At 57.7% G+C, this 20,851-nt stretch carries 14 protein-coding genes, 2 pseudogenes and 1 other annotated feature; of the genes and pseudogenes, 10 read left to right on the top strand and 6 right to left on the bottom strand.

Annotation, left to right across the window (positions count from 1 at the left end; genetic code table 11):
* Positions 1-193 precede the first annotated feature (193 nt).
* A pseudogene (locus L1P05_RS08470) lies at positions 194-2,141 on the bottom strand (peptidase U32 family protein).
* Positions 2,142-2,681: 540 nt separating this feature from the next.
* On the opposite strand from L1P05_RS08470, the gene L1P05_RS08475 reads away from it, so the two are divergent.
* Positions 2,682-3,440 (top strand): FNR family transcription factor, encoded by a 759-nt coding sequence (locus tag L1P05_RS08475; protein ID WP_012848584.1) that lies wholly within the window; start codon positions 2,682-2,684, stop codon positions 3,438-3,440.
* A gap of 188 nt (positions 3,441-3,628) precedes the next feature.
* Complete coding sequence (gene uspE, locus L1P05_RS08480) at positions 3,629-4,588, top strand: universal stress protein UspE (protein ID WP_012848585.1); 960 nt, start codon at positions 3,629-3,631, stop codon at positions 4,586-4,588.
* Between the two features lie 74 nt (positions 4,589-4,662).
* Here uspE and pntB read toward each other — a convergent pair whose 3' ends face one another.
* Together pntB and pntA are read right to left on the bottom strand one after the other, a co-directional pair.
* Positions 4,663-6,054, bottom strand: coding sequence for a Re/Si-specific NAD(P)(+) transhydrogenase subunit beta (pntB, locus tag L1P05_RS08485; protein WP_012848587.1), 1,392 nt, complete (start codon positions 6,052-6,054; stop codon positions 4,663-4,665).
* A gap of 12 nt (positions 6,055-6,066) precedes the next feature.
* The gene (gene pntA / locus L1P05_RS08490) at positions 6,067-7,593 is read right to left on the bottom strand and encodes a Re/Si-specific NAD(P)(+) transhydrogenase subunit alpha (protein ID WP_012848588.1); all 1,527 of its coding nucleotides are present in this window, start codon (positions 7,591-7,593) and stop codon (positions 6,067-6,069) included.
* 554 nt (positions 7,594-8,147) lie between these two features.
* Here pntA and ydgH point away from each other — a divergent pair.
* Positions 8,148-9,098: a DUF1471 family protein YdgH gene (gene ydgH, locus L1P05_RS08495; RefSeq protein WP_012848589.1), complete on the top strand. Its 951-nt coding sequence runs from the start codon at positions 8,148-8,150 to the stop codon at positions 9,096-9,098.
* Positions 9,099-9,339: 241 nt separating this feature from the next.
* Positions 9,340-10,731, top strand: a complete 1,392-nt coding sequence (locus L1P05_RS08500) for an amino acid permease (RefSeq protein WP_012848590.1) — start codon at positions 9,340-9,342, stop codon at positions 10,729-10,731.
* A 254-nt stretch (positions 10,732-10,985) separates the two neighbouring features.
* On the opposite strand, the gene L1P05_RS08505 is transcribed toward L1P05_RS08500, so the two are convergent.
* Complete coding sequence (locus L1P05_RS08505) at positions 10,986-11,387, bottom strand: preprotein translocase subunit SecD family protein (protein WP_041692518.1); 402 nt, start codon at positions 11,385-11,387, stop codon at positions 10,986-10,988.
* Between the two features lie 655 nt (positions 11,388-12,042).
* On the opposite strand from L1P05_RS08505, the gene folM reads away from it, so the two are divergent.
* The 4 genes from folM to L1P05_RS08525 are packed head-to-tail and all read left to right on the top strand — an operon-like array spanning position 12,043 to position 16,383.
* Positions 12,043-12,765 carry a dihydromonapterin reductase gene (folM, locus tag L1P05_RS08510; protein WP_012848593.1) on the top strand — a complete coding sequence of 241 codons (723 nt, stop codon included), beginning with the start codon at positions 12,043-12,045 and terminating at the stop codon, positions 12,763-12,765.
* Between the two features lie 22 nt (positions 12,766-12,787).
* On the top strand, positions 12,788-13,510 hold the full coding sequence (gene rstA / locus L1P05_RS08515; RefSeq protein ID WP_012848594.1) for a two-component system response regulator RstA: 723 nt from the start codon (positions 12,788-12,790) through the stop codon (positions 13,508-13,510).
* Positions 13,511-13,515: 5 nt separating this feature from the next.
* A complete protein-coding gene (gene rstB / locus L1P05_RS08520; protein ID WP_012848595.1) occupies positions 13,516-14,826 on the top strand; it encodes a two-component system sensor histidine kinase RstB in 1,311 nt (436 codons plus the stop codon).
* A gap of 48 nt (positions 14,827-14,874) precedes the next feature.
* A complete protein-coding gene (locus L1P05_RS08525; protein ID WP_012848596.1) occupies positions 14,875-16,383 on the top strand; it encodes a carboxypeptidase M32 in 1,509 nt (502 codons plus the stop codon).
* 265 nt (positions 16,384-16,648) lie between these two features.
* Here the strand turns inward: L1P05_RS08525 and eseH are convergent, their stop codons facing one another.
* Positions 16,649-17,374, bottom strand: coding sequence for a type III secretion system effector phosphothreonine lyase EseH (gene eseH, locus L1P05_RS08530; protein WP_034168068.1), 726 nt, complete (start codon positions 17,372-17,374; stop codon positions 16,649-16,651).
* Between the two features lie 348 nt (positions 17,375-17,722).
* Here eseH and agp point away from each other — a divergent pair, with 348 nt between their 5' ends.
* Positions 17,723-18,961 (top strand): bifunctional glucose-1-phosphatase/inositol phosphatase, encoded by a 1,239-nt coding sequence (gene agp / locus L1P05_RS08535; protein ID WP_015683358.1) that lies wholly within the window; start codon positions 17,723-17,725, stop codon positions 18,959-18,961.
* Between the two features lie 224 nt (positions 18,962-19,185).
* Here agp and L1P05_RS08540 read toward each other — a convergent pair whose 3' ends face one another.
* Positions 19,186-19,890, bottom strand: a complete 705-nt coding sequence (locus L1P05_RS08540) for an MmcQ/YjbR family DNA-binding protein (protein ID WP_012848599.1) — start codon at positions 19,888-19,890, stop codon at positions 19,186-19,188.
* Between the two features lie 217 nt (positions 19,891-20,107).
* On the opposite strand from L1P05_RS08540, the pseudogene L1P05_RS08545 reads away from it, so the two are divergent.
* Positions 20,108-20,598 (top strand): annotated as a pseudogene (locus tag L1P05_RS08545) (transposase family protein); the annotation flags it as partial.
* Positions 20,382-20,498, top strand: a sequence feature (AL1L pseudoknot). Its footprint overlaps the pseudogene before it by 117 nt.
* Positions 20,599-20,851 lie beyond the last annotated feature (253 nt).

A 20,851-nucleotide genomic window follows, 5' to 3' on the forward strand; every position in this document is an offset into this window, starting at 1 on the left:
GAATTAGCGATAAAGTAAAAAGAGGTAAATGGAATTTATCTTATAAAAACAACAAATTATTTTATTCCCGGGCGAGGGTCGCGGTGGGTAGGCAGTCAGAAATGTAAGTCAGATCGCATTTTTGGCGGGAGATATCTCCCGCCGATGGGTAAAGAAAATGAAAATAATTGGTTATTTTACGGATATTTTAGAATTATCTTTGCTTTCCAGGCAGCGTTTTTAGCAACTCATCCGGTGTAATGGCTCCCAATACGCTGCCCGGCAGCGCCATTTTAAGCACGTGGGGTTTAATCTTGCCAATCACCTGCATTTCACAGTGTTTGCAGTCAAATTTCAGCGTCAGTAGCTCATCCTGATACACCAACTGCATTGGCGACGCCCTTCCCTTAACGCCCTGGATCCCTTTAGCCTGCTTTGGACAGAGGTTAAACGCAAAGCGCAGGCAATGCTTGGTGATCATCACCGGAACCTCGCCCTTCTCCGCGTGCGCCTCATAGGCGGCGTCGATCAGGGTGACGCCATGCTGGTGATAAAACTCACGGGCCAGGCGGTTATACACATTGTCTAAGTAGGTCAGATGGCTCTGCGGGTACTGCGGCGTTAGCGCGGCCCGGCGCCGCAGACGATTGTCCTGGCGAGCTCGGACCTGATCCAGCTGCTCGATGGCTTCGCGGCGCAGCTGGTTCAACTGGCTGTTGGGAACAAAATAGGGCTCGGCCAGCGCAATCTCGATCTCATCGGCCTGATACAGGGTTTGCCCCAGCTTGCTTAGCCCCTCGCGCAGCCCCTGCAGCGCCCGCTCGGCCTGGCGCGCCGGTTCAAAGTGGCCCTCCAGAGACTGGCTAACGCTGACGCCGTCTTCGCTGGTGACCGTCAGCTGCAGACGCTGGGCCGAGCCGCTTAAATGCAGTTTCAGGCCGACGCGGCGCTTTCAGCAGCGCCTGCTGCCAGTCGTGGTCCAGATTACGGTTCAAGGGATGAGGCAACCGCAGCGTCGCCAGCGCCGGCGGCATTTCGTTAGGCCAGATGCGATAGCGCCCTTCGCCCCGCGCCTCTACGGTATTGGCGCGCAGCCCAACGATGTCTCGCTTCACCTGCACGTTCAGCCCATCGCCGTTGTGCAGCGTCTCGCTGACGCTGACATCCAGGTGCTCGGCGGCAACGGCGGTGACCTCACCGATAGGAACCCCGATAAATTTAGGCGACTCAAATGCGCCGATATCCATTTGTCGCTCGCGCACAAAGTAGTCGGTGCTGCCGCGGTGAAAGGTCTTGTCCGGCGACGGCGTAAAAAAGTGGCGGGTACGCCCAAGGGAGGCATGGCACAGCGCTGGCCGCTGCTCCAGAATGGCATCCAGACGCTGGCGATAGTAGGCCGTGATATTTTTCACATAGCTCATATCTTTGTAGCGCCCCTCAATCTTAAAGGAGCGCACGCCGGCATCGATCAGCGCCGTTAGGTTGTCGCTTTGGTCGTTATCCTTGAGCGACAGCAGATGTTTTTCATAGGCGACGACGCGTCCCTGCTCATCCTTCAGGGTATAGGGTAAACGACAGGCCTGGGAGCAGTCGCCGCGGTTAGCGCTACGCCCGGTCTGGGCATGAGAGATATAGCACTGCCCGGAATAGGCGACGCACAGCGCGCCGTGAATGAAGAATTCGATATTGGCATCGATACTGTCGCGGATGGCGGCAATCTGCGGCAGACTCAGCTCGCGGGCCAGCACGATCTGGGAAAAACCGACCTCGGATAGGAAGCGCGCCTTCTCCACGCTACGAATATCGCACTGGGTGCTGGCATGCAGATCGATGGGGGGAATGTCCATTTGCAGGATCCCCATGTCCTGCACGATCAGTGCATCCACGCCGGCGTCGTAGAGACGGTGGATCAGACGGCGCGCCGGCTCCAGCTCATTATCGTGCAGTATGGTATTGAGCGTAACGAAGATTTTAGCACCGTAGCGGTGGGCAAAATCGCTCAGGGCGGCAATATCACTCAGGGAGTTACCGGCGTTATGGCGCGCGCCAAAGCTGGGTCCACCGATATAAACTGCATCGGCGCCGTGCAGAATGGCCTCACGACCGATGGCCGCCTCGCGGGCGGGACTGAGGAGTTCAAGCTTGTGTGTGGGTTGGCGCATGCGGTTACCGTGGTTAGTCGCTGAAACGGCGCTATTGTAGTCGCGCCGGGCACAGTTACAAGGCTCGCGGGGTGAATTTCTTATCCGCGTCGCCGCGCCGGCCGCCGCCGGGCTCGCCGGCGCGCTATTTTCTCGGCGCCCCATCGTGCTATTATAAACGGATTACTTACTTAAATGGCGCTGCGTTGTTTTATTTATTTGTGTGATTTTATTCTTGCCCGCGCTGTAATTTTTAATTTCCGCTCCGATTGTTCTCTCCCCGCCAAGCCCCGTGCTGCCTCGCTTTGTGCTTATTTTTACGCCGTCATTCCCGCCGCGGCTAACACGACATCAACAGGAAAAATCATAGCGCTAACATAATTAATGGTGCCAACCATATTATCGTGACAATGTCACCAATAAATAATGTGCTATACATCACAGCTTATACACGAAACGTGCCTTAATTCGCATCCCCACATCTGGATCAACAATAGGGTTTATTATCCCCCATAAAAGATGTTAAAATTGACCGATATCAATATTATTTAGGCAACACCTATGATTCCGGAAAAACGTGTCATTCGTCGTATCCAGTCTGGTGGTTGTGCGATCCACTGTCAGGATTGCAGCATCAGCCAGCTGTGTATCCCGTTTACGCTTAATGAGCATGAGCTGGATCAGCTCGACAACATCATTGAGCGTAAAAAGCCGATTCAGAAAGGTCAGGCGCTGTTTAAGGCGGGGGACGAACTGAAGTCGCTGTACGCGATCCGCTCCGGAACCATTAAGAGTTATACCATCACCGAACAGGGCGACGAGCAGATCACGGCGTTTCACCTGGCGGGCGATCTGGTGGGGTTTGACGCCATCGGCGCGCAGATGCACCCCAGCTTTGCCCAGGCGCTGGAAACCTCCATGGTGTGCGAGATCCCCTTTGAAACGCTGGACGATCTGTCCGGTAAAATGCCCAGCCTGCGTCAGCAGATGATGCGCCTGATGAGCGGCGAAATTAAGGGCGATCAGGACATGATCCTGCTGCTCTCCAAGAAGAATGCCGAAGAGCGTCTGGCCGCCTTTATCTATAACCTGTCGCGGCGCTTTGCCCAGCGCGGCTTCTCACCGCGTGAATTCCGCCTGACCATGACTCGCGGCGATATCGGGAATTATCTTGGCCTGACGGTCGAGACCATCAGCCGCCTGCTGGGCCGCTTTCAGAAAAGCGATATTCTCAGCGTAAAGGGTAAATATATTACGATTCAAGATATTGATGCGTTGGCCCATCTGGCCGGTAATCCGCGTACGCCCTGCGGCGAATGAACGCCCGCTGCGAATAAAGAAGACGGCCTGCGGGCCGTTTTTTAGTGTCACCCTCCCTGCCCACGCCTCCCTCGATTATATTTTCTGATTTGTTGCTCGTCGGCATTTTCCTTATCTATTCTATTGTATGGTGAATGGTGAAGTTCGCGTAAAAACACGTTAATGATGAGGCAGTAAGGAGAGTCCATATGGCCCAATATCAGAAAATACTGGTGGCTATCGATCCGAACCAAAACGATCAGCCTGCGCTGCGGCGCGCGGTATACCTGGTGCAGCGTAACGGCGGCCAGATCCTGGCATTTTTGCCTATCTACGATCTCTCCTATGAGATGACGACCCTGCTGTCGCCCAGCGAGCGGGTGACCATGCGCCAAGGCGTCGTCAGCCAGCGCACCGCCTGGATCCGCGAGCAGTGCCACTACTACCTTGAGGCGGGTATCTCCATTGAGATTAAGGTGATCTGGCATAATCGCCCGTTCGAGGCCATCATCCAGGAGGTGATCTGCGGCGGTCACGATCTGCTGCTGAAGATGGCCCATCAGCACGATCGGCTGGAGTCGGTCATTTTTACCCCCACCGACTGGCATCTGCTGCGTAAATGCCCCTGCCCGGTATGGATGGTGAAGGATCAGCCCTGGCCGGAGAATGGCGTGGCGCTGGTTGCGGTGAACCTCTCCAGCGAGGAACCCTATCACGATCCGCTGAATATCAAGCTGGTGCGGGAGACGCTGGCGCTGGCGGAGAAGGTGAACCAGACCACGGTTCATCTGGTGGCGGCCTATCCGGTGACGCCCATCAATGCCGCTATCGAAATTCCAGACTTTGATCCGCGTATCTACAACGAGGCCATTCGCGGCCAGCATCTGGTGGCCATGAAGGCGCTGCGGCAGAAGTTTTCGATCCCAGAGACGCAAACCCACGTAGAGAAAGGACTGCCGGAGGATGTGATCCCCGCGGTTGCCGCCCGGCTCAATGCCGGCGTGGTGGTGCTCGGCACCCTGGGGCGCACCGGTATTTCCGCGGCGTTTATCGGCAATACGGCGGAACATGTGATCGATCATCTGAAATGCGACCTGCTGGCGATTAAGCCGGACGGCTACGCCTCGCCGCTGGAGGTGGACAGCGAAGATGAGCACGACGACGAGTAAGTAGACTGCGCCTCGCCCTAAAATGAAAAAAGCGCCCCACTGCGGGGCGCTTGCGTTTTTATCCCGACGCCGCGTTACAGGGCGCGCAGGATGGCCTCGACGCTGTCTTTGGCATCGCCGAACAGCATCTGCGTATTTTCTTTAAAGAACAGCGGGTTTTGCACCCCGGCATAGCCGGTATTCATGGAACGCTTAAAAACGATGACGTTCTGCGCCTTCCATACTTCCAGCACCGGCATCCCGGCAATCGGGCTGCGCGGATCTTCCATGGCCGCCGGGTTGACCGTGTCGTTGGCGCCGATCACCAGTACCGTATCGGTATCGACGAAATCATCGTTGATCTCATCCATCTCCAGCACCACATCGTACGGCACCTTGGCCTCTGCCAGCAGGACGTTCATATGGCCGGGCAGACGCCCCGCCACCGGGTGGATACCAAAGCGTACCTTGATCCCGCGATCGCGCAGCTTCTGAGTGATTTCCGCGACCGGATACTGCGCCTGCGCTACGGCCATGCCATACCCCGGCGTGATGATCACGGTTGAGGAGTTCTTCAGCATGTCGGCCACCTCTTCCGCGCTGGCCTCGCGGTATTCGCCCATTTCGCCCTCATCACCGGTGGATGAGCCGTCGGTGCCGAAGCCACCGGCGATCACGCTGATAAAGGAGCGGTTCATCGCTTTACACATAATGTAAGACAGAATGGCACCGGACGAACCGACCAAGGCACCGGTTACGATCAGCAGATCGTTGCTCAGCATAAAGCCCGCCGCCGCCGCCGCCCAGCCGGAGTAGGAGTTCAGCATGGAAACCACCACCGGCATATCCGCGCCACCGATAGAGGCCACCAGGTGCCAGCCAAAGGCCAGCGCAATGAGCGTCATCAGCAGCAGGGCAAACACCTGCGCCACGCTGGAGCCGGTATTGACGAACCACAGCATCAGCAGGAACGAGACGACCAGCGCCGCCAAATTCAGCTTGTGACGATGCGGCAGCATCAGCGGCTTGGATGAGATAATCCCGCGCAGTTTGCCAAAGGCGACGATAGAGCCGGTAAAGGTGACGGCCCCGATGAAGATCCCCAGGAACACCTCGACCAGGTGGATATTTTCCAGCACCGCCTCCATGCTGCCCGGCTGATGCTCGATGTAGCTGTTGTAGCCCACCAGAACCGCTGCCAGACCGACGAAGCTATGCAGAATAGCGACCAGCTCCGGCATTTCGGTCATCTCGACCTTACGCGCCAGATGCATGCCGATCGCGCCGCCGATCACCATCGCCACGATGATCCAGCCGATGCTGCCGGCGTCGGGACCACAGATGGTAGCGATCAGCGCAATGGCCATACCGACCATGCCAAAGGTATTACCCTGCTTGGACGTCTCGTGCTTGGACAGCCCGGCCAGACTAAAAATAAACAGGATGGCGGCAACAATGTATGCTGCGGTGACTAATCCTCCAGACATTTGTTACCTCCCTCAGTTTTTACGAAACATTTTCAGCATGCGCTGGGTGACGGTGAAACCACCGAAAATATTGATACTGGCGATCAGCACCGCAATAAAAGCAAAGAACGTGATCCAACCGCCGTGCCCAATCTGCAGCAGCGCACCGACGACAATAATGCCGGAGATGGCATTAGTGACCGACATCAGCGGCGTATGCAGCGCATGGCTGACGTTCCAGACCACGTAGTAGCCCACTACGCAGGAGAGCGCAAACACGGTGAAGTGCGATAGGAACTCCTTCGGCGCCACGCTGGCCATCCAGCCGAACAGCACGATGGCCAGGGCCATCAGCAGGTACTTCTTCAGCGGCGACGTCGGCTTGGCTACGGGGGCGGTCACCGGCTCAGCCTTAGCGGCCTGCGGCTGAGCGGAAACCTTGATCGGCGGCGCCGGCCAGGTGATCTCTCCCGTCCGCACCACGGTCACCCCGCGGATGATCACATCCTCAAAGTCCACGTTAAGGGTGCCATCTTTCTCTTTGCACAGCAGCTTGAGCAGATTGACCTGGTTGGTAGCATACAGCTGGGATGACTGGGTCGGCAGACGGCTCGGCAGATCGGTATAGCCGATGATCTTGACGCCGTTTTCCGTGGTCACGACCCGATCGGCCTGCGTCAGCTCGCAGTTGCCGCCGGTCTGCGCCGCCAGATCGACGATCACGCTGCCCGGCTTCATGGTGGCGACCATCTCTTTGGTGATCAGGCGCGGCGCCGGTTTCCCCGGGATCAGCGCCGTGGTGACGATGATATCCACCTCCTGCGCCTGGGCGGCGAACAGCGCCATCTCGGCCTTGATAAAGGCCTCCGACATCACTTTGGCATAGCCGTCGCCGCTGCCGGCCTCTTCTTCAAAGTCCAGCTCCAGAAACTCGGCGCCCATACTCTGCACCTGCTCTTTGACTTCTGGACGGGTATCGAAGGCGCGAACGATGGCGCCGAGGCTACCGGCAGCGCCGATGGCGGCCAGACCGGCAACGCCGGCGCCGATCACCATCACCTTCGCCGGCGGCACCTTACCCGCCGCCGTGATCTGACCGGTAAAGAAGCGGCCAAATTCATGAGCCGCCTCCACGATGGCCCGGTAACCGGCGATGTTTGCCATGGAGCTGAGGGCGTCCATCGACTGGGCACGCGAAATACGCGGCACCGAATCCATCGCCATCACCGTGACCTGACGCTCGGCCAGCTTCTCCAAAAGCGCCTGGTTCTGCGCCGGCCAGATAAAGCTTATCAGGGTAGCGCCTGCCTTAATGCGGGCAATTTCATCATCATCCGGCGCGTTGACCTTTAATATCACGTCAGACTGCCAAACCTCGTCAAGTTCAACCACCTCGGCGCCGGCCTGCTGATAGGCTGCATCCTCAAAGCTGGCCAGTTTTCCTGCGCCGCTTTCGATTGCCACCGTGAAACCCAGCTTTAGCAGCTGCTCTACCGTTTTCGGCGTCGCCGCTACGCGGGCTTCATTGGCCAACCGCTCTTTTGGTACACCAATACGCATAATCGTCCCTTTTCACCTGTCAATAAGATGAGCGTCATCCATACCCTGCGATGACCTTGTATGCTGTTAGCGAAAGTTGCTGATAGCTTGCTATAAACTACTGAAAACAGGTGCGCCGATCCACTACTGATCGTCACGTCCGCTTCCAAAAGCGGCAAAACTTTCGCATTTGTCATGGCGATAACCGCGAATGCCTGATTTACGGCGGTTTATGCGCGAGCCCACGGGAAGGATGTGGCGGTGCTTTAAAAAAGGAAAAGTGAAATCAATTAATTATCAGCCGAGTTATCACCGCGGACAGAAATGCTGGCCGGCGGCCAGACGGATTGCCCATCGCCCATCTGGGGGGATGCCAGCCGCGGCAATAACAGTGGGCTGGCGCATTTATCGCATAAAATCCTGAGGCAAGGGGCGGCATTACGTGTAATAATCTGGCGCATTATTATGTGCTGTCATTGTCAATCGCGGCAAGGTTTGGCAAAAGCCGGACGCCCCGGTGTAGGCTTCTGCCGCTAACCAAAACAACCTTATAAGGCGTAAAGGATTTTTTTGATATGAAGCTGAAAACCACCCTCGTTGCGTCGGCCCTGCTCTCTGCCACGGCATTTTCTGTCCAGGCGGCCCAAGAACTCACGCCGCAAAAAGCCGCGGAGCTGAAGCCTTTCGAACAAATCGCCATCAGCGGGCGCTTCAATATGCTCAGCGAGGCGGCGGATGCCGTTTCTCGCCGGGCCGATCAGCTGGGCGCCGCCTATTTTTATATTCTGGATACCAACGCCAGCAACGACGGCGGCAACTGGCGCGTCGTGGCTAACGTCTATAAGAAAGATGCGGAAACCGTCGACAAGAGCCAGCGCTACCGTACCTTCCAGGGGGTTAAAGAGCTGCCGAAGCAAGAGGCCGTTGCGCTGCAGCCTTTCGATACCGTGACCGTCAGCGGCTTCTTTAATAGCCAGCCAGAGGTAAACGACGCCGTCGCCCGCGCCGCGAAGAAGAAAGACGCCGCGGCGTTTTATATCGTGCGTCAGATCGACACCAATAACGGCGGCAACCAGACGATCACCGCCTACGTCTTTAAAGCCGATGCGCCGAAGCGCCAGGTGCAGAGCCCTGATGCGATCCCCGCCAACTCTGACGCAGGCCGCGCGGCGCTGGCCGCCGGCGGTGCCGCGGCCGCTAGCGTCGAGATCCCGGGCGTTGCCTCCTCCTCTACCCTGAGCAACAACGTCGGCCAATTCTGGCAAACGCAGTCCTCTACCGGTCACCGTTACACTGTAACATTACCCAACGGTACCAAAATCGAAGAGCTGAACAATGCCACCGCCGCCCAGATGGTTCCCTTTGACTCCATCACCTTTACCGGTCGCTTTAACAGCATGACCGATATGTCAACGGAAGCCGCCAAGCGTGCGGCGGCGAAGGGCGCCAAGTACTACCACATTACCCGCCAGTGGCAAAATCAGAGCGGCGGCAACCTGACCGTCAGCGCCGATCTGTTTAAATAAGCGCCGCCCGTATGATGAACGGCCCCGCGGGGCCGTTTTTTTATCCTTTTCGCTGCCCAATCTCGCTATTTTTTGAATAATTTTTTACTCAAATTGCATAGTATTCCATTGCGCGTCAGGCGCTCTCTTCGTACAATCGGCGCCACTTTTACCGGCCAGCCCCCGCTGAGCCCGTCATCGTCAGTTTTTACATCGTAGAAATGTAAAATATTGGTTAATTCATCTATTTTTGGATTTTGCCTTGGAAAAAAAACTCGGACTTACCGCCCTGACGGCGTTGGTATTGAGCTCCATGCTCGGCGCCGGCGTATTCAGCCTGCCGCAAAATATGGCGGATGTGGCAAGCCCTGCGGCTCTATTGATCGGCTGGGTGATTACCGGCGTCGGCATTCTGTTTCTGGCGCTGGCCATGCTGCTGTTGACCCGCTTACGCCCCGATCTGGACGGCGGTATCTTTACCTACGCCAAAGAGGGGTTTGGCGAGCTGGTGGGCTTTTGCTCGGCCTGGGGATACTGGCTGTGCGCCGTGATCGCCAACGTCTCTTATCTGGTCATCGTGTTTGCCGCCCTGAGTTTTTTCACCGATTCGCCGCAGCAGACGCTGTTTGGCGATGGGAACACCTGGCAGGCGGTGATCGGCGAGTCCATTCTGCTGTGGGTCGTGCACTTTATGGTGCTGCGCGGGGTTAAAACCGCGGCGGGGATCAACCTGGCCGCGACGCTGGCCAAGCTGCTGCCGCTGGGGCTGTTTGTGGTCCTGGCCGCCATCGCCTTCCGCCTGGATACGTTTAAGATCGACTTTACCGGGCTGAAGATGGGCGTCCCGGTCTGGGAGCAGGTCAAGGACACCATGCTGTTTACCCTGTGGGTCTTTATTGGCGTGGAAGGCGCCGTCGTGGTCTCCGCCCGCGCCCGCCATAAGCGGGATGTGGGTCGGGCGACGATGCTGGCCGTCGTCTCCGCGCTGGTGGTCTATCTGTTGATAACCCTGCTCTCCCTCGGCGTGGTGCCGCGCGCCGAGCTGGCGGAAATGCGCAACCCCTCCATGGCAGGACTGATGGTGAAGATGATCGGCCCGATTGGCGAAATCGTGATCGCCGGCGGACTGATTATCTCCGTCTGCGGCGCCTACCTGAGCTGGACCATCATGGCGGCAGAGGTGCCGTTCTTGGCCTCGCAGCACGGGGCCTTCCCGAAAATCTTCGGGAAACAGAATGCCAAAGAGGCGCCGGCCTCTTCGCTGTGGCTGACCAACGGCGCGGTGCAGGTGACGCTGATCATCATCTGGGCGACCGGCGCAAACTACAACAACCTGTTGACCATCGCCTCCGAGATGATCCTGGTTCCCTACTTCTTGGTCGGCGCCTTCCTGTATAAGGTCGCGCGGGAAAAAGGCGATCGCTGGATCACGCTGGCGGCCATCGGGGCCTGCGCCTATGGCCTGTGGCTACTTTACGCCTCTGGGCTGACGCACCTGCTGATGTCGGTGCTGCTGTATGCGCCGGGTCTACTGGTCTTTATGCACGCGCGTCGTTCTCAGTGCGATCGCCAGCGGATGAGCGTGCTGGAGCGCAGCGGGATCTGCCTGCTCCTGATGGCAACCCTGCCCGCCGGCTGGTTTATGCTGCACTGACGGCGAGGTTCGTGAGACGTTGTAAAGGGCCGCAGCGGATAGCGCTGCGGCCCTTGTTATATGGCGGTCTCTGGACGGGCTCGCTAGCCTGGCGGCGGCCGATAAACCGCCCCCTGCCAAGCTGGAGAAAGAGATAAAAAAATCCGCACGCCCTGGGGGCCTGCGGATCCGGGTTTTCGCTTCGGCGCGCGCCACGACGCCTTGCCTGAACGGCCATGAGCCTGAGGACGCTCTTTGCGCCTCGCCTCTCGTCGCTATTTCAGCGCGATCAGCAGCTGCTCGCCGCGCGGCTCAATGCGGACTGGAATGACGGACTGGGCGCGGATCGCGCTCAGTTGGGACTCTTCCAGCGCATAGGGCAGCTGGATCTCGATCTCCGGCAGTCCCTGATGGTTTACCAGCTCAATCAAGCGCAGGATATTGGTTTCATCGCTGACCTGGGTTGAGAGCACCTGCAGCGCCAGCTGGCGGATCCGCGCGCTCTGGGTGCTGCGTTTGCTCTGCTCCGTGTCGCGGGTCACCATGCCGAACAGCGGCATCACCCCACAAATGGCATCGACGAAACGCCAGCGTTTATTACACGATGCGGACAGAAAATGCGTGTAGTCGAAACAAACCCGCTCTTGTTTTCCGACAGACCGATAAAGATCAGACATATTCCAGGCTCCCAATCGCATCACGCCAACGCTTAGAACATCCATGAGCAGCGTGGCTTTATTTCTGCGGTGTCGGGCTATTATTCCAACTCATTGCGGAGAGTTCAATATAAAGTTGGCGTCTCATCTGGCTCAGGCAGCAAACATACAAAAGCCACATCACATTTTAGCGTTGGATTAACCTGGTGCGTTTTTTATTATCACCGAGTTAACATAGTTGAAAAAGCAAAATAAGCGCAATTAACTGATTTTACTTAAATATTCCAATAGGCAAAATGTATTACAGCGATAGGGAAAACTTTTTTAAAGAAATAACGACATATTCTCCACGCCTTGTTTATTTTTATTTACAAAATGAGAAATATTATAGTTATCCCCTTTGCACAACCTTTTCTATCCTGTATGTAGCGCTAAACATTTTGTGACTCAGCGCACATGAGTAGCACCACGATCATATCATCTGGCACGCCGAGGCTTTCTCTATTGTGCCATATTCATTTACACTCGATTAACGCTATAGGCATTGATATATAGCAAATGGCATAATTGCCCGGCGAATTTTAACCTTTGCGGTACATGTCCCGCGCGCCGATGGTACGCTGAGCCGTAACGGTATCGTGCCGTCGCACACCTTTTTCAGTTAAGGAAATTGCAGATGGATACGCTGTCCATGCCGCCGGTGGTGATCACCGGCGGCGCCCGCCGCGTCGGACTGGCGCTGGCCCTCTCCCTGCTTGCCAGAGAGATCCCCGTACTGGTGGCCTACCGCAGTGAATACCCTGCCCTGGCCTCGCTGCGTCAGGCCGGGGCGCACTGCCTACAGAGTGACTTCTCGACGACGGAGGGGATCTATGACTTCGCCGCGCGGGTGCAGCGCATCACGCCCCGCCTGCGGGCGCTGATACACAACGCCAGCGCCTGGCAGGCCGAACGCCCCGACGTAGCGCCGGAGCAGACGCTCAATGCCATGCTGCAGATCCATGTCCACACGCCCTACCTGCTGAATCTGCTGCTAGAGCCGCTGCTGCGTGGGCAGGGAGACGCCGGCGCCGATATCATCCATTTGACCGATTATGTCGTGGAGCGCGGCAGCGATAGCCATATCGCCTATGCCGCCGGCAAGGCCGCGCTGGACAATATGACGCGCTCCTTTGCCCGCAAGCTGGCGCCAGAGGTCAAGGTCAACGCCATCGCCCCGGCGCTGATCCTGTTCAATCCGCAGGATGATGAGGCCTATCGGCAAAAAGCGCTGGATAAGTCGCTGATGAAAATTGCCGCAGGCGAACAAGAGATTGTCAATGCCATTGACTTCCTGTTGAATAGTCGTTTCATTACCGGTCGTACCATAGGGGTCGACGGTGGCCGTCCCCTGCGCTAACCGTTAACCAGGTGTAGAGACGATGAGCAGAATTGTATTTGTTGAGGATGATCCCGACGTAGGCCAGCTGATTGCCGCCTATCTGGGGAAACATGACATTGATGTCACGCTGGAGCCGCGCGGCGATACCGCCTTTGACACCATCATTCGGCTAAAGCCGGATCTGGTGATGCTGGATATCATGCTACCGGGGAAGGATGGCATGAGCCTATGCCGGGATTTGCGGCCGGCCTACGCGGGGCCCATCGTGCTGCTGACCTCGCTCGACAGCGATATGAACCATATCCTGTCGCTGGAGATGGGCGCCAGTGACTATATTCTGAAAACGACGCCGCCGGCGGTGCTGCTGGCGCGCCTGCGTCTGCACCTGCGCCAGCATGCGACGCCGCTGCCGGAAAGTACGCGCGCCGCGCCGGCGTCGTCGGCCCGACTCAATCCGCTGCAGCTCGGTCAGCTCTGTATCGATCCGGTCAACCGCGAGGTGCGCCTCGGCAGCGCGGAGGTACATCTCTCCACCTCCGATTTTGACCTGCTGTGGGAGCTGGCAACCCACGCCGGCACCATTATGGATCGCGATGCCCTGCTGCAGAATCTGCGCGGCGTCAGCTATGACGGTCTGGATCGCAGCATCGATGTGGCCATCTCCCGTCTGCGCCGCAAGCTGAACGATACCGGGCCGGAGCCCGTGCGCATCAAGACCGTACGCAATAAGGGATACCTGTTTGCGCCTAACGCCTGGGAATAGTACCGATGCGCAAACTGTTCATTCAGTTCTACCTGCTGCTGTTCGTCTGCTTTCTGGTGATGGCCATGCTGGTCGGGCTGGTCTATAAGGTCACCGCCGAGCGCGCCGGCCGTCAGTCGATGGATGATCTGATGAAAAGCTCGCTGTATCTGATCCGCAGCCAGCTGCGTGAGATCCCGCCGCGCGATTGGAACAAGACCATCGACAAACTCGACTGGAATCTGTCGTTTCAGTTTCATATCGAGCCTCTCGGCAAGCGCCATCTCTCACCCGGACAGGATCGTAAACTGCGTGAGGGCGAGATCGTCGCCTTGGACAGCGAGTACATTTTTTTACAGCGCATTCCGCGCAGCCACTATGTCCTGGCGGTCGGGCCAATCCCCTACCTGTTTTTTCTGCATGAGATGCGCCTGTTTGATTTTGCCCTGATGCTGCTTATCGGACTCTCGCTGGCGCTGCCGGTATTTCTGTGGATGCGCCCCCACTGGCAGGATCTGCTCAGGCTGGAGAACGCCGCCCAGCGCCTGGGCGAAGGGCACCTGCAGGAGCGCACGCACTTCGACAGCACCTCCAGCCTGCATCGCTTAGGGGTCGCGTTTAACCGCATGGCCGACAACATCAATACCCTGATCGCCAGTAAAAAGCAGCTGATTGACGGCATTGCCCACGAGCTGCGGACGCCGCTGGTGCGCCTGCGCTACCGGCTGGCCATGAGCGATAGCCTCAGCGCCGAGGAGCAGGCGGCGATTAACCGGGATATCGGCCAGCTGGAGGGGCTGATCGATGAGCTGCTGACCTATGCACGCCTCGATCGCCCGCAGGTCAGCACCCATCTGGAGGCGATCGACCTGCCAGCCTGGCTGGAGGATAAGGCCAATGAGCTGCGCCAGATGCATCCCCAGCAGCAGATCTTGCTGGATATCCCCCATCGGGGCGATTTCGGCGCTATCGATATCCGCCTGTTCGAGCGTCTGCTGGATAACCTGATCAACAACGCCCTGCGCTATAGTCAGGGCAAGCTCCGTATCGGGCTGTGGTTTGACGGTGATAATGGCTGCCTCCAGGTGGAGGACGACGGGCCCGGTATTCCCGCCGCCGAGCGCGAGCGGGTCTTCGAACCCTTTGTTCGACTGGATCCCAGCCGCGATCGCGCCACCGGCGGCTGTGGCCTGGGTCTGGCCATCGTCTACAGTATCGTACAGGCTTATCAGGGACAGATCGCAATTAGCAGCTCGTCGCTGGGCGGCGCCTGTTTCCTGTTTACCTGGCCGCGTCATAGCGCTACGCTCCCATCGGCGCCCGCCGCCTCAGCCTGACCCCCATCACCCTACTAACGGCCCCCCGTGGGCCGTGGAGTCGCGATTATGACCAGTGCCTATCAACGTTTGGAAACGATCTTTCAGCGCCTGGCGCGCTTTGACCATCTATCAGCCATCGCCGGCTGGGATATGCAGACCTATATGCCGAGCGGCGGCAGCGGCGCTCGCTCAGCGGCGCTCACCGAGCTTAGCCTGCTGATGCACCGAATCCTGTGCGACGAAGAGACCGGCGTCTGGCTGCAGCGCGCCGCGCAGGAGAGCCTCAGCGATGAGCAGCGCGCTAATGTGGCCGAAATGCAGCGACGCTACGCGCGGGCCAGCCTGCTCCCCGCCGCCCTGGTCGAGGAGAAATCCCTGGCCGGAATGCGCTGCGAGCATGCCTGGCGGACGCAGCGCGCCAATAATGACTGGCATGGATTTATGGAGAATCTGCGCCCGGTCGTTCGGCTAAGCCGCGAGGAGGCCAAAATCCGCGCCGATCATGCCGGATGCAGCCGCTATGATGCCCTGCTGGATCTGTATGAGCCGGGGATGAACAGCGCGCGCCTGGACACCCTGTTTGGCGAGATTAAAGGCTGGCTGCCTACGCTGCTGCAGCGGGTAGTGGAGCGACAGCAGCGCACGCCGCCGCGGCTGCCGCGCGGGCCCTTCGATGAAGAGGCGCAGCGTCAGCTGGGGCTGCGTATCATGGCGCAGCTGGGCTTCGACTTTGCCCACGGCCGCCTGGACGTCAGCGCCCATCCCTTCTGCGGCGGCGTGCCTCAAGACGTTCGCATCACCACCCGCTATAACCGCGATGACTTTCTTAGCGCGCTGCTGGGCATCGTGCATGAAACCGGTCACGCCCGCTATGAGCAAAATCTACCGTCTGCCTGGGCGGGGCAACCGCTGGGCGAAGCGCGTTCTACCGCGATCCATGAGTCTCAGAGCCTGTTTTTTGAGATGCAGCTGGCGCGCAGCCACGGCTTTTTGAACTTCCTGCGCCCGTGGGTTATCGAGGCCTTCGGCGACGATCCGGCCTTCAGCGCGGAAAACTTTGTCCGCCTCAATCAGCGCGTCAAGCCCGGCTATATTCGGGTCGATGCCGATGAGGTCAGCTATCCGGCGCACATCATTTTGCGCTATGAGATCGAACGGGCGCTGATTGAAGGCGAGATTGAGGTCGAGGATATTCCGGCGCTGTGGGACAGCCAGATGCGCGGCACGCTGGGGCTGAGTACCGCCGGCAACTACCGCGACGGCTGTATGCAGGATATTCACTGGACTGACGGCGCCTTTGGCTACTTCCCCACCTATACCCTCGGCGCGATGTACGCCGCGCAGCTGTACGCCGCCGCCCGCCGCGATATCCCCGATCTCCCGGCGCAGATCGCCGCCAGCGATATCGCCCCGATCGGCCACTGGCTGCGTCAACATATCTGGTGCCATGGCTCGCGCTGGGATACCGATACCCTGATCCGCAACGTCTGCGGTGAGCCGCTGAACCCAGATTACCTGCGGCGCCATCTGGAGCAGCGCTATCTGGGGAGTGAGACGGACGATAGCCTGCGCTAAGGCGTTTGGCCACCGTTCGGCGTCGTTCGCGATGAGGGCCAACAGGCGGTGGCACCGGGGAGCATCCCCAGTACTCCGTCTGTTCCGATGGCCTAGAGGATAATGATGCGGCCGCCGGCGCGGCGTACTCGTCGCGCTCGGTCAGCGTGACCGGCGGCAAACGCGCGGTGCCATCCTCTGCGGGAAATGACAACCGACCTGCCCGTCCTTCCGCAAAAACCCAAGGCGAGCAGGTCAGCGATGTCTTCTCGTCGCGCCGCCGCGTCTACTCTGTCATCAAACGGTAAAAAGGCTCTTCTCGTAACGCTTGGCTTTGCATCTCGCCACCGCCGCGCTCGCTGCGCAGCTCGTTACGATAACTGATATACCGCCAACTGTCGGGATGGACGTCCGACTCGGGGACGCGCCCGGGGATAATCCCCTGCTCCGATAGCCTCGACTCCAGACTGGCTATAAATTGCCGCGTCTTGTGAAGCGCCGTCGCACTGTACTGCGAATCGCCCCGATCCGGCTTGACATACAGCGTAAACTGCGCCCCTTCGCCAACGCGGGATTGCTGATCGACCCGCGCCATATCGGTCACCTTCCACTTATCGATGGGGCTGTCCTCTGAAAACAGCAGTCCAGATAGCGCTTGAAAGGCCTGCGCTACCTGTTGCTCTTGCACGCTGATGTGGAACTTGTCACCGATAAATTCGCCCCTGTACTGCGGCGCTTCGCGACGGGCGTGAATGAAGAAATCATCACTCGCGTTCGACAGGCGAAATCCCTGACTCAGGGCAAAGAAGCCACTCTGGCGTATCCCTGAGTAGTCCGGCGCATTCGGCTCTACGGTGAAGTGGGAAAGCGGCATCTGGCGCATTTGACGGTGCAGCGTGTCGAAATTGCTTTTTAGGCTCTCATTCATTGGGGGCATCTGCGGCCTCCCGGCGGGGGCCCCGACCTGAAATGGCGGGAGGCTAAGCGTCAAAGCGGCTCGGTTAATTGGCACAGGGAACGTCCTTTACACGATGAGAGTCCATGATTATCACGTTTAAACGCTCACCCTTCTTTGGAAAAACGCGGCGTTATTTAAAAATCCAACCGCCCTATCCAGCGATAATAAGACCGCCCCATTGGTAAGCGGGACGACGTATTTAGCATCGGCGATTGATTGGCTCTGATGGCTTATTACGCCCCGCCTCTTCGCCTTCTGTGCCCCCCGCTCTCGCGCCATGGCCAGCGCCTGCCGATAAAGTATAAACGCAGCGTAGGTGTAACTTTGCGGTATAGCGCCAGGCAAATTATTGCCAACCTGTCACACTTTTGCGGCGTATTAAAAAAGCGTAAGGAGTTAGGGATGAAAAAACAGATAGTCGCAGTTATTGTCGGGGCACTGCTGGCGGCCGGCGCCGCGCAGGCGCAAAGTGAACCGCAGGGATACCAGCTGCAGCAGGTGTTGATCATGAGTCGGCACAATCTACGTGCCCCACTGGCCAATAACGGGAGCGTGCTGGAGCAATCGACCCCCAAAGCCTGGCCGCAGTGGGATGTCCCGGGTGGACAGCTCACCACCAAAGGCGGCGTGCTAGAGGTGTACATGGGGCACTATGTGCGTGAATGGCTGGCGCAGCAGGGGCTTATCAGCAGCGGCGAATGTCCTGCCCCCGAGGCGGTGTATGCCTACGCCAACAGCCTGCAGCGCACCGTCGCCACTGCGCAGTTCTTCATTACCGGCGCGTTTCCAGGGTGCGATATCACGGTGCACCACCAGGATAAGATGGGCACCATGGATCCCACGTTTAACCCGGTGATTACGGATGCCTCGCCGACGTTTCGCGAACAGGCGCTGAAGGCGATGGAAAGTGAACGGCAGAAAATGCACCTGGGCGATAGCTACAGGCTGCTGGCGCAGATCGTGGACTATCAAGATTCCCCGGCATGCAAAGAGAAGCACCTGTGTTCGCTGGCGGACGGGCAGGATCGCTTTAGCGCCAACGAGGGACAGGAGCCGAGCGTCTCTGGGCCGCTGAAGATCGGTAATTCGCTGGTCGATGCCTTTACCCTGCAGTATTACCAAGGTTTTCCGGTGGATCGGGTCGCATGGGGCGAGATCAACACCGACGCGCAGTGGCAGCGCCTGTCGCAGTTGAAAAATGGTTACCAAGACAGCCTGTTCACCTCTCCGGCGGTGGCGCGTAACGTCGCCAAGCCGCTGGTAAAATACCTGGATAAGGCACTGGTGACCGACGCGGCGAAAACGCCGAAGATAACCCTACTGGTGGGGCATGATTCGAACATCGCCTCGCTGCTGACGGCGCTGGATTTCAAACCCTACCGACTGCATGACCAGTATGAGCGTACGCCCATCGGCGGAAAAATCGTATTCCAGCGCTGGCGGGATACGGCAAAAAACCAGGAGATGATGAAGATTGAGTACCTGTATCAAAGCACTCGCCAGCTACGCGATGCCGCGCCCCTGACGCTGGCGTCACCGCCGCAGCGGGTGACGCTTGAGCTCAGCGGTTGTCCGATAGATGCCAACGGCTTCTGCCCGGTCGAGCAATTTAATGCGGTGCTCAATCAGGCGGCGCAGTAATCTTACGCCGATACGCCCCGGGGAAGACGCGCTGTGCCCTCCCCGGGCCTGCTGCCGGAGAGGTAAACTGCCGCCCGGCGCCCTGTCTCGCGCCGGGGGTATCATCTTTTTTTGCATAATAGCGCCATGTAACAGGGGAAAAATGGTGAGAGCGCGAGTCGGTCAGGGTATTTTTAACGATCGGATCGCCTATCGTGATGATGTCACCCACCGTCAGCCCACCGTCAGCCCACCGTCTTTGGCCGCTGTGCCATCGCCGGCGTGGCCGCCAGTGTGAAACTATTGTCTATGCGCCTACAAATCTCAGCGAGAGGAACCACGCCGTCTAGGCGAAGAGTGACCCAATATTTTTTGTTCATGTGATAGCCGGGAAAGTATCTTCTGCCATCAACAAGCGTCGAAATATCGTCCGGGGCCATTTTTAAATCGATAACTTCAACCATATCGTCGTCGAGACCGCCCAGCTTTGCGCTCTTGATGCGCAATATGGCGCCGTACCACTTTCCATTATCCGCCCGCCGAAAGATGGCATTATCAGGAGAGCGCGGCCATAAAAACTCCAGCTCACTGTGATATTTTTCTTTGATAAACCGAATGACCTCCTTTGCCTGTTCCGTTTTAAACGGATGGAGGGAAAAACACTTTTCCGCTATATTTATCAATTCATTTTCATACTCCTCACGAATTTTACCCACGAAGGCGCCGGTCGCCGACCTGATACGATGTAATATGTACTCCTCCTCCGTGAGCCTATCCACAACCACCGCAGATATTTCTCCATGCCGAGTGATTGTTACCGTCATAACGAACTGACCGTCGGCTACATCACGAGAGTAAATATAGCATTGTTCATTTTGGCAAAACCCATAGGCGCTCAGACGTTGAACGTCGACCTCACGCCGTGCGAATATGTCATTAATATCATGCATATACCCTTGCCTTACAACCGCGAAACCATAGATAACAAGTTAAAATATCTACCGCGTATAATCAATCAGGATGGATCGCATCGCCCAATGCGATATCCCCCGCGGGATCTTATCCTCAGTGTGATGGTCGCCCTGCGCTATCGCCACCGTGCGGCGGGCGCAACTGAACCGTACCGGGTTTCTGGGAGACTACACTCTCAGTGAAAGGAGACCCGATATGACATCGACATCATCCAAGCGTTATTCTCCCGAGCTCCGTGAGCGAGCTGTCAGAATGCTGATAGAACAGCGGGAGAGTTACCCTTCTGAACATGCTGCCATCAAAAATCGGCTGTAGCATCGATACCCTACGCTATTGGCTTCGCCAGCATGAGCGCGATGTTGGCGGTGGTGATGCTGGACTCAAGACTGCCGAACCGCCAACGGCTGAAGGCGTTGGAGCGGGAGGTTAGAGAACGTCGACGCAGCAACGATATCCTGCGGCAGACCTCTGCTTATTTTGCGAAGGCGGAGTTCGACCGTCTGTGGAAAAAATAATGCCGCTGCTAGATACCCTCTGCGGTAGTCATGGGGTCGGACCGGTATGTCATGAGCTGAATATCGCCCCATCGATGTACTACCGGCACCAAAATTACCGTCAGCTCCCTCCCTGAAACACGCAGTCAGCGTGACCAGCGAGATGAACATCTGAAGCTGGAGATACAGCGTGAATCGTCGGTTACTGGAACGAGTCGGTCACATCCCCCCGGCTGAAGCCGAAAAAGCGTATTACGCTTCCATCGGAAACGGGGTTATGCCAGCCTGAGTTCCCGGACTAAAAACTCTCCCACAAAACCGGTACGGTTCAATTTTCGGTTTCCAGACCCACAGTTTATCGAACACTTTCTCGTGCAACTGTAGCGAAATAACATCCCCCCCAAAAAAAATTGGGAGAGATTTTTCCTATTATAAGAAATAATGA

Source organism: Edwardsiella piscicida, assembly GCF_021733145.1.
GTDB classification, from domain to species: Bacteria; Pseudomonadota; Gammaproteobacteria; order Enterobacterales; family Enterobacteriaceae; genus Edwardsiella; species Edwardsiella piscicida.

Excerpts from the sequence above, each read along its gene's own strand:
- L1P05_RS08540 (WP_012848599.1), bottom strand. The coding sequence starts at position 19,890 with ATGCATGATATTAATGACATATTCGCACGGCGTGAGGTCGACGTTCAA.
- uspE (WP_012848585.1), top strand. The coding sequence starts at position 3,629 with ATGGCCCAATATCAGAAAATACTGGTGGCTATCGATCCGAACCAAAAC.
- ydgH (WP_012848589.1), top strand. The coding sequence starts at position 8,148 with ATGAAGCTGAAAACCACCCTCGTTGCGTCGGCCCTGCTCTCTGCCACG.
- rstB (WP_012848595.1), top strand. The coding sequence starts at position 13,516 with ATGCGCAAACTGTTCATTCAGTTCTACCTGCTGCTGTTCGTCTGCTTT.
- L1P05_RS08525 (WP_012848596.1), top strand. The coding sequence starts at position 14,875 with ATGACCAGTGCCTATCAACGTTTGGAAACGATCTTTCAGCGCCTGGCG.
- L1P05_RS08475 (WP_012848584.1), top strand. The coding sequence starts at position 2,682 with ATGATTCCGGAAAAACGTGTCATTCGTCGTATCCAGTCTGGTGGTTGT.
- folM (WP_012848593.1), top strand. The coding sequence starts at position 12,043 with ATGGATACGCTGTCCATGCCGCCGGTGGTGATCACCGGCGGCGCCCGC.
- pntB (WP_012848587.1), bottom strand. The coding sequence starts at position 6,054 with ATGTCTGGAGGATTAGTCACCGCAGCATACATTGTTGCCGCCATCCTG.
- L1P05_RS08505 (WP_041692518.1), bottom strand. The coding sequence starts at position 11,387 with ATGTCTGATCTTTATCGGTCTGTCGGAAAACAAGAGCGGGTTTGTTTC.
- agp (WP_015683358.1), top strand. The coding sequence starts at position 17,723 with ATGAAAAAACAGATAGTCGCAGTTATTGTCGGGGCACTGCTGGCGGCC.
- pntA (WP_012848588.1), bottom strand. The coding sequence starts at position 7,593 with ATGCGTATTGGTGTACCAAAAGAGCGGTTGGCCAATGAAGCCCGCGTA.
- rstA (WP_012848594.1), top strand. The coding sequence starts at position 12,788 with ATGAGCAGAATTGTATTTGTTGAGGATGATCCCGACGTAGGCCAGCTG.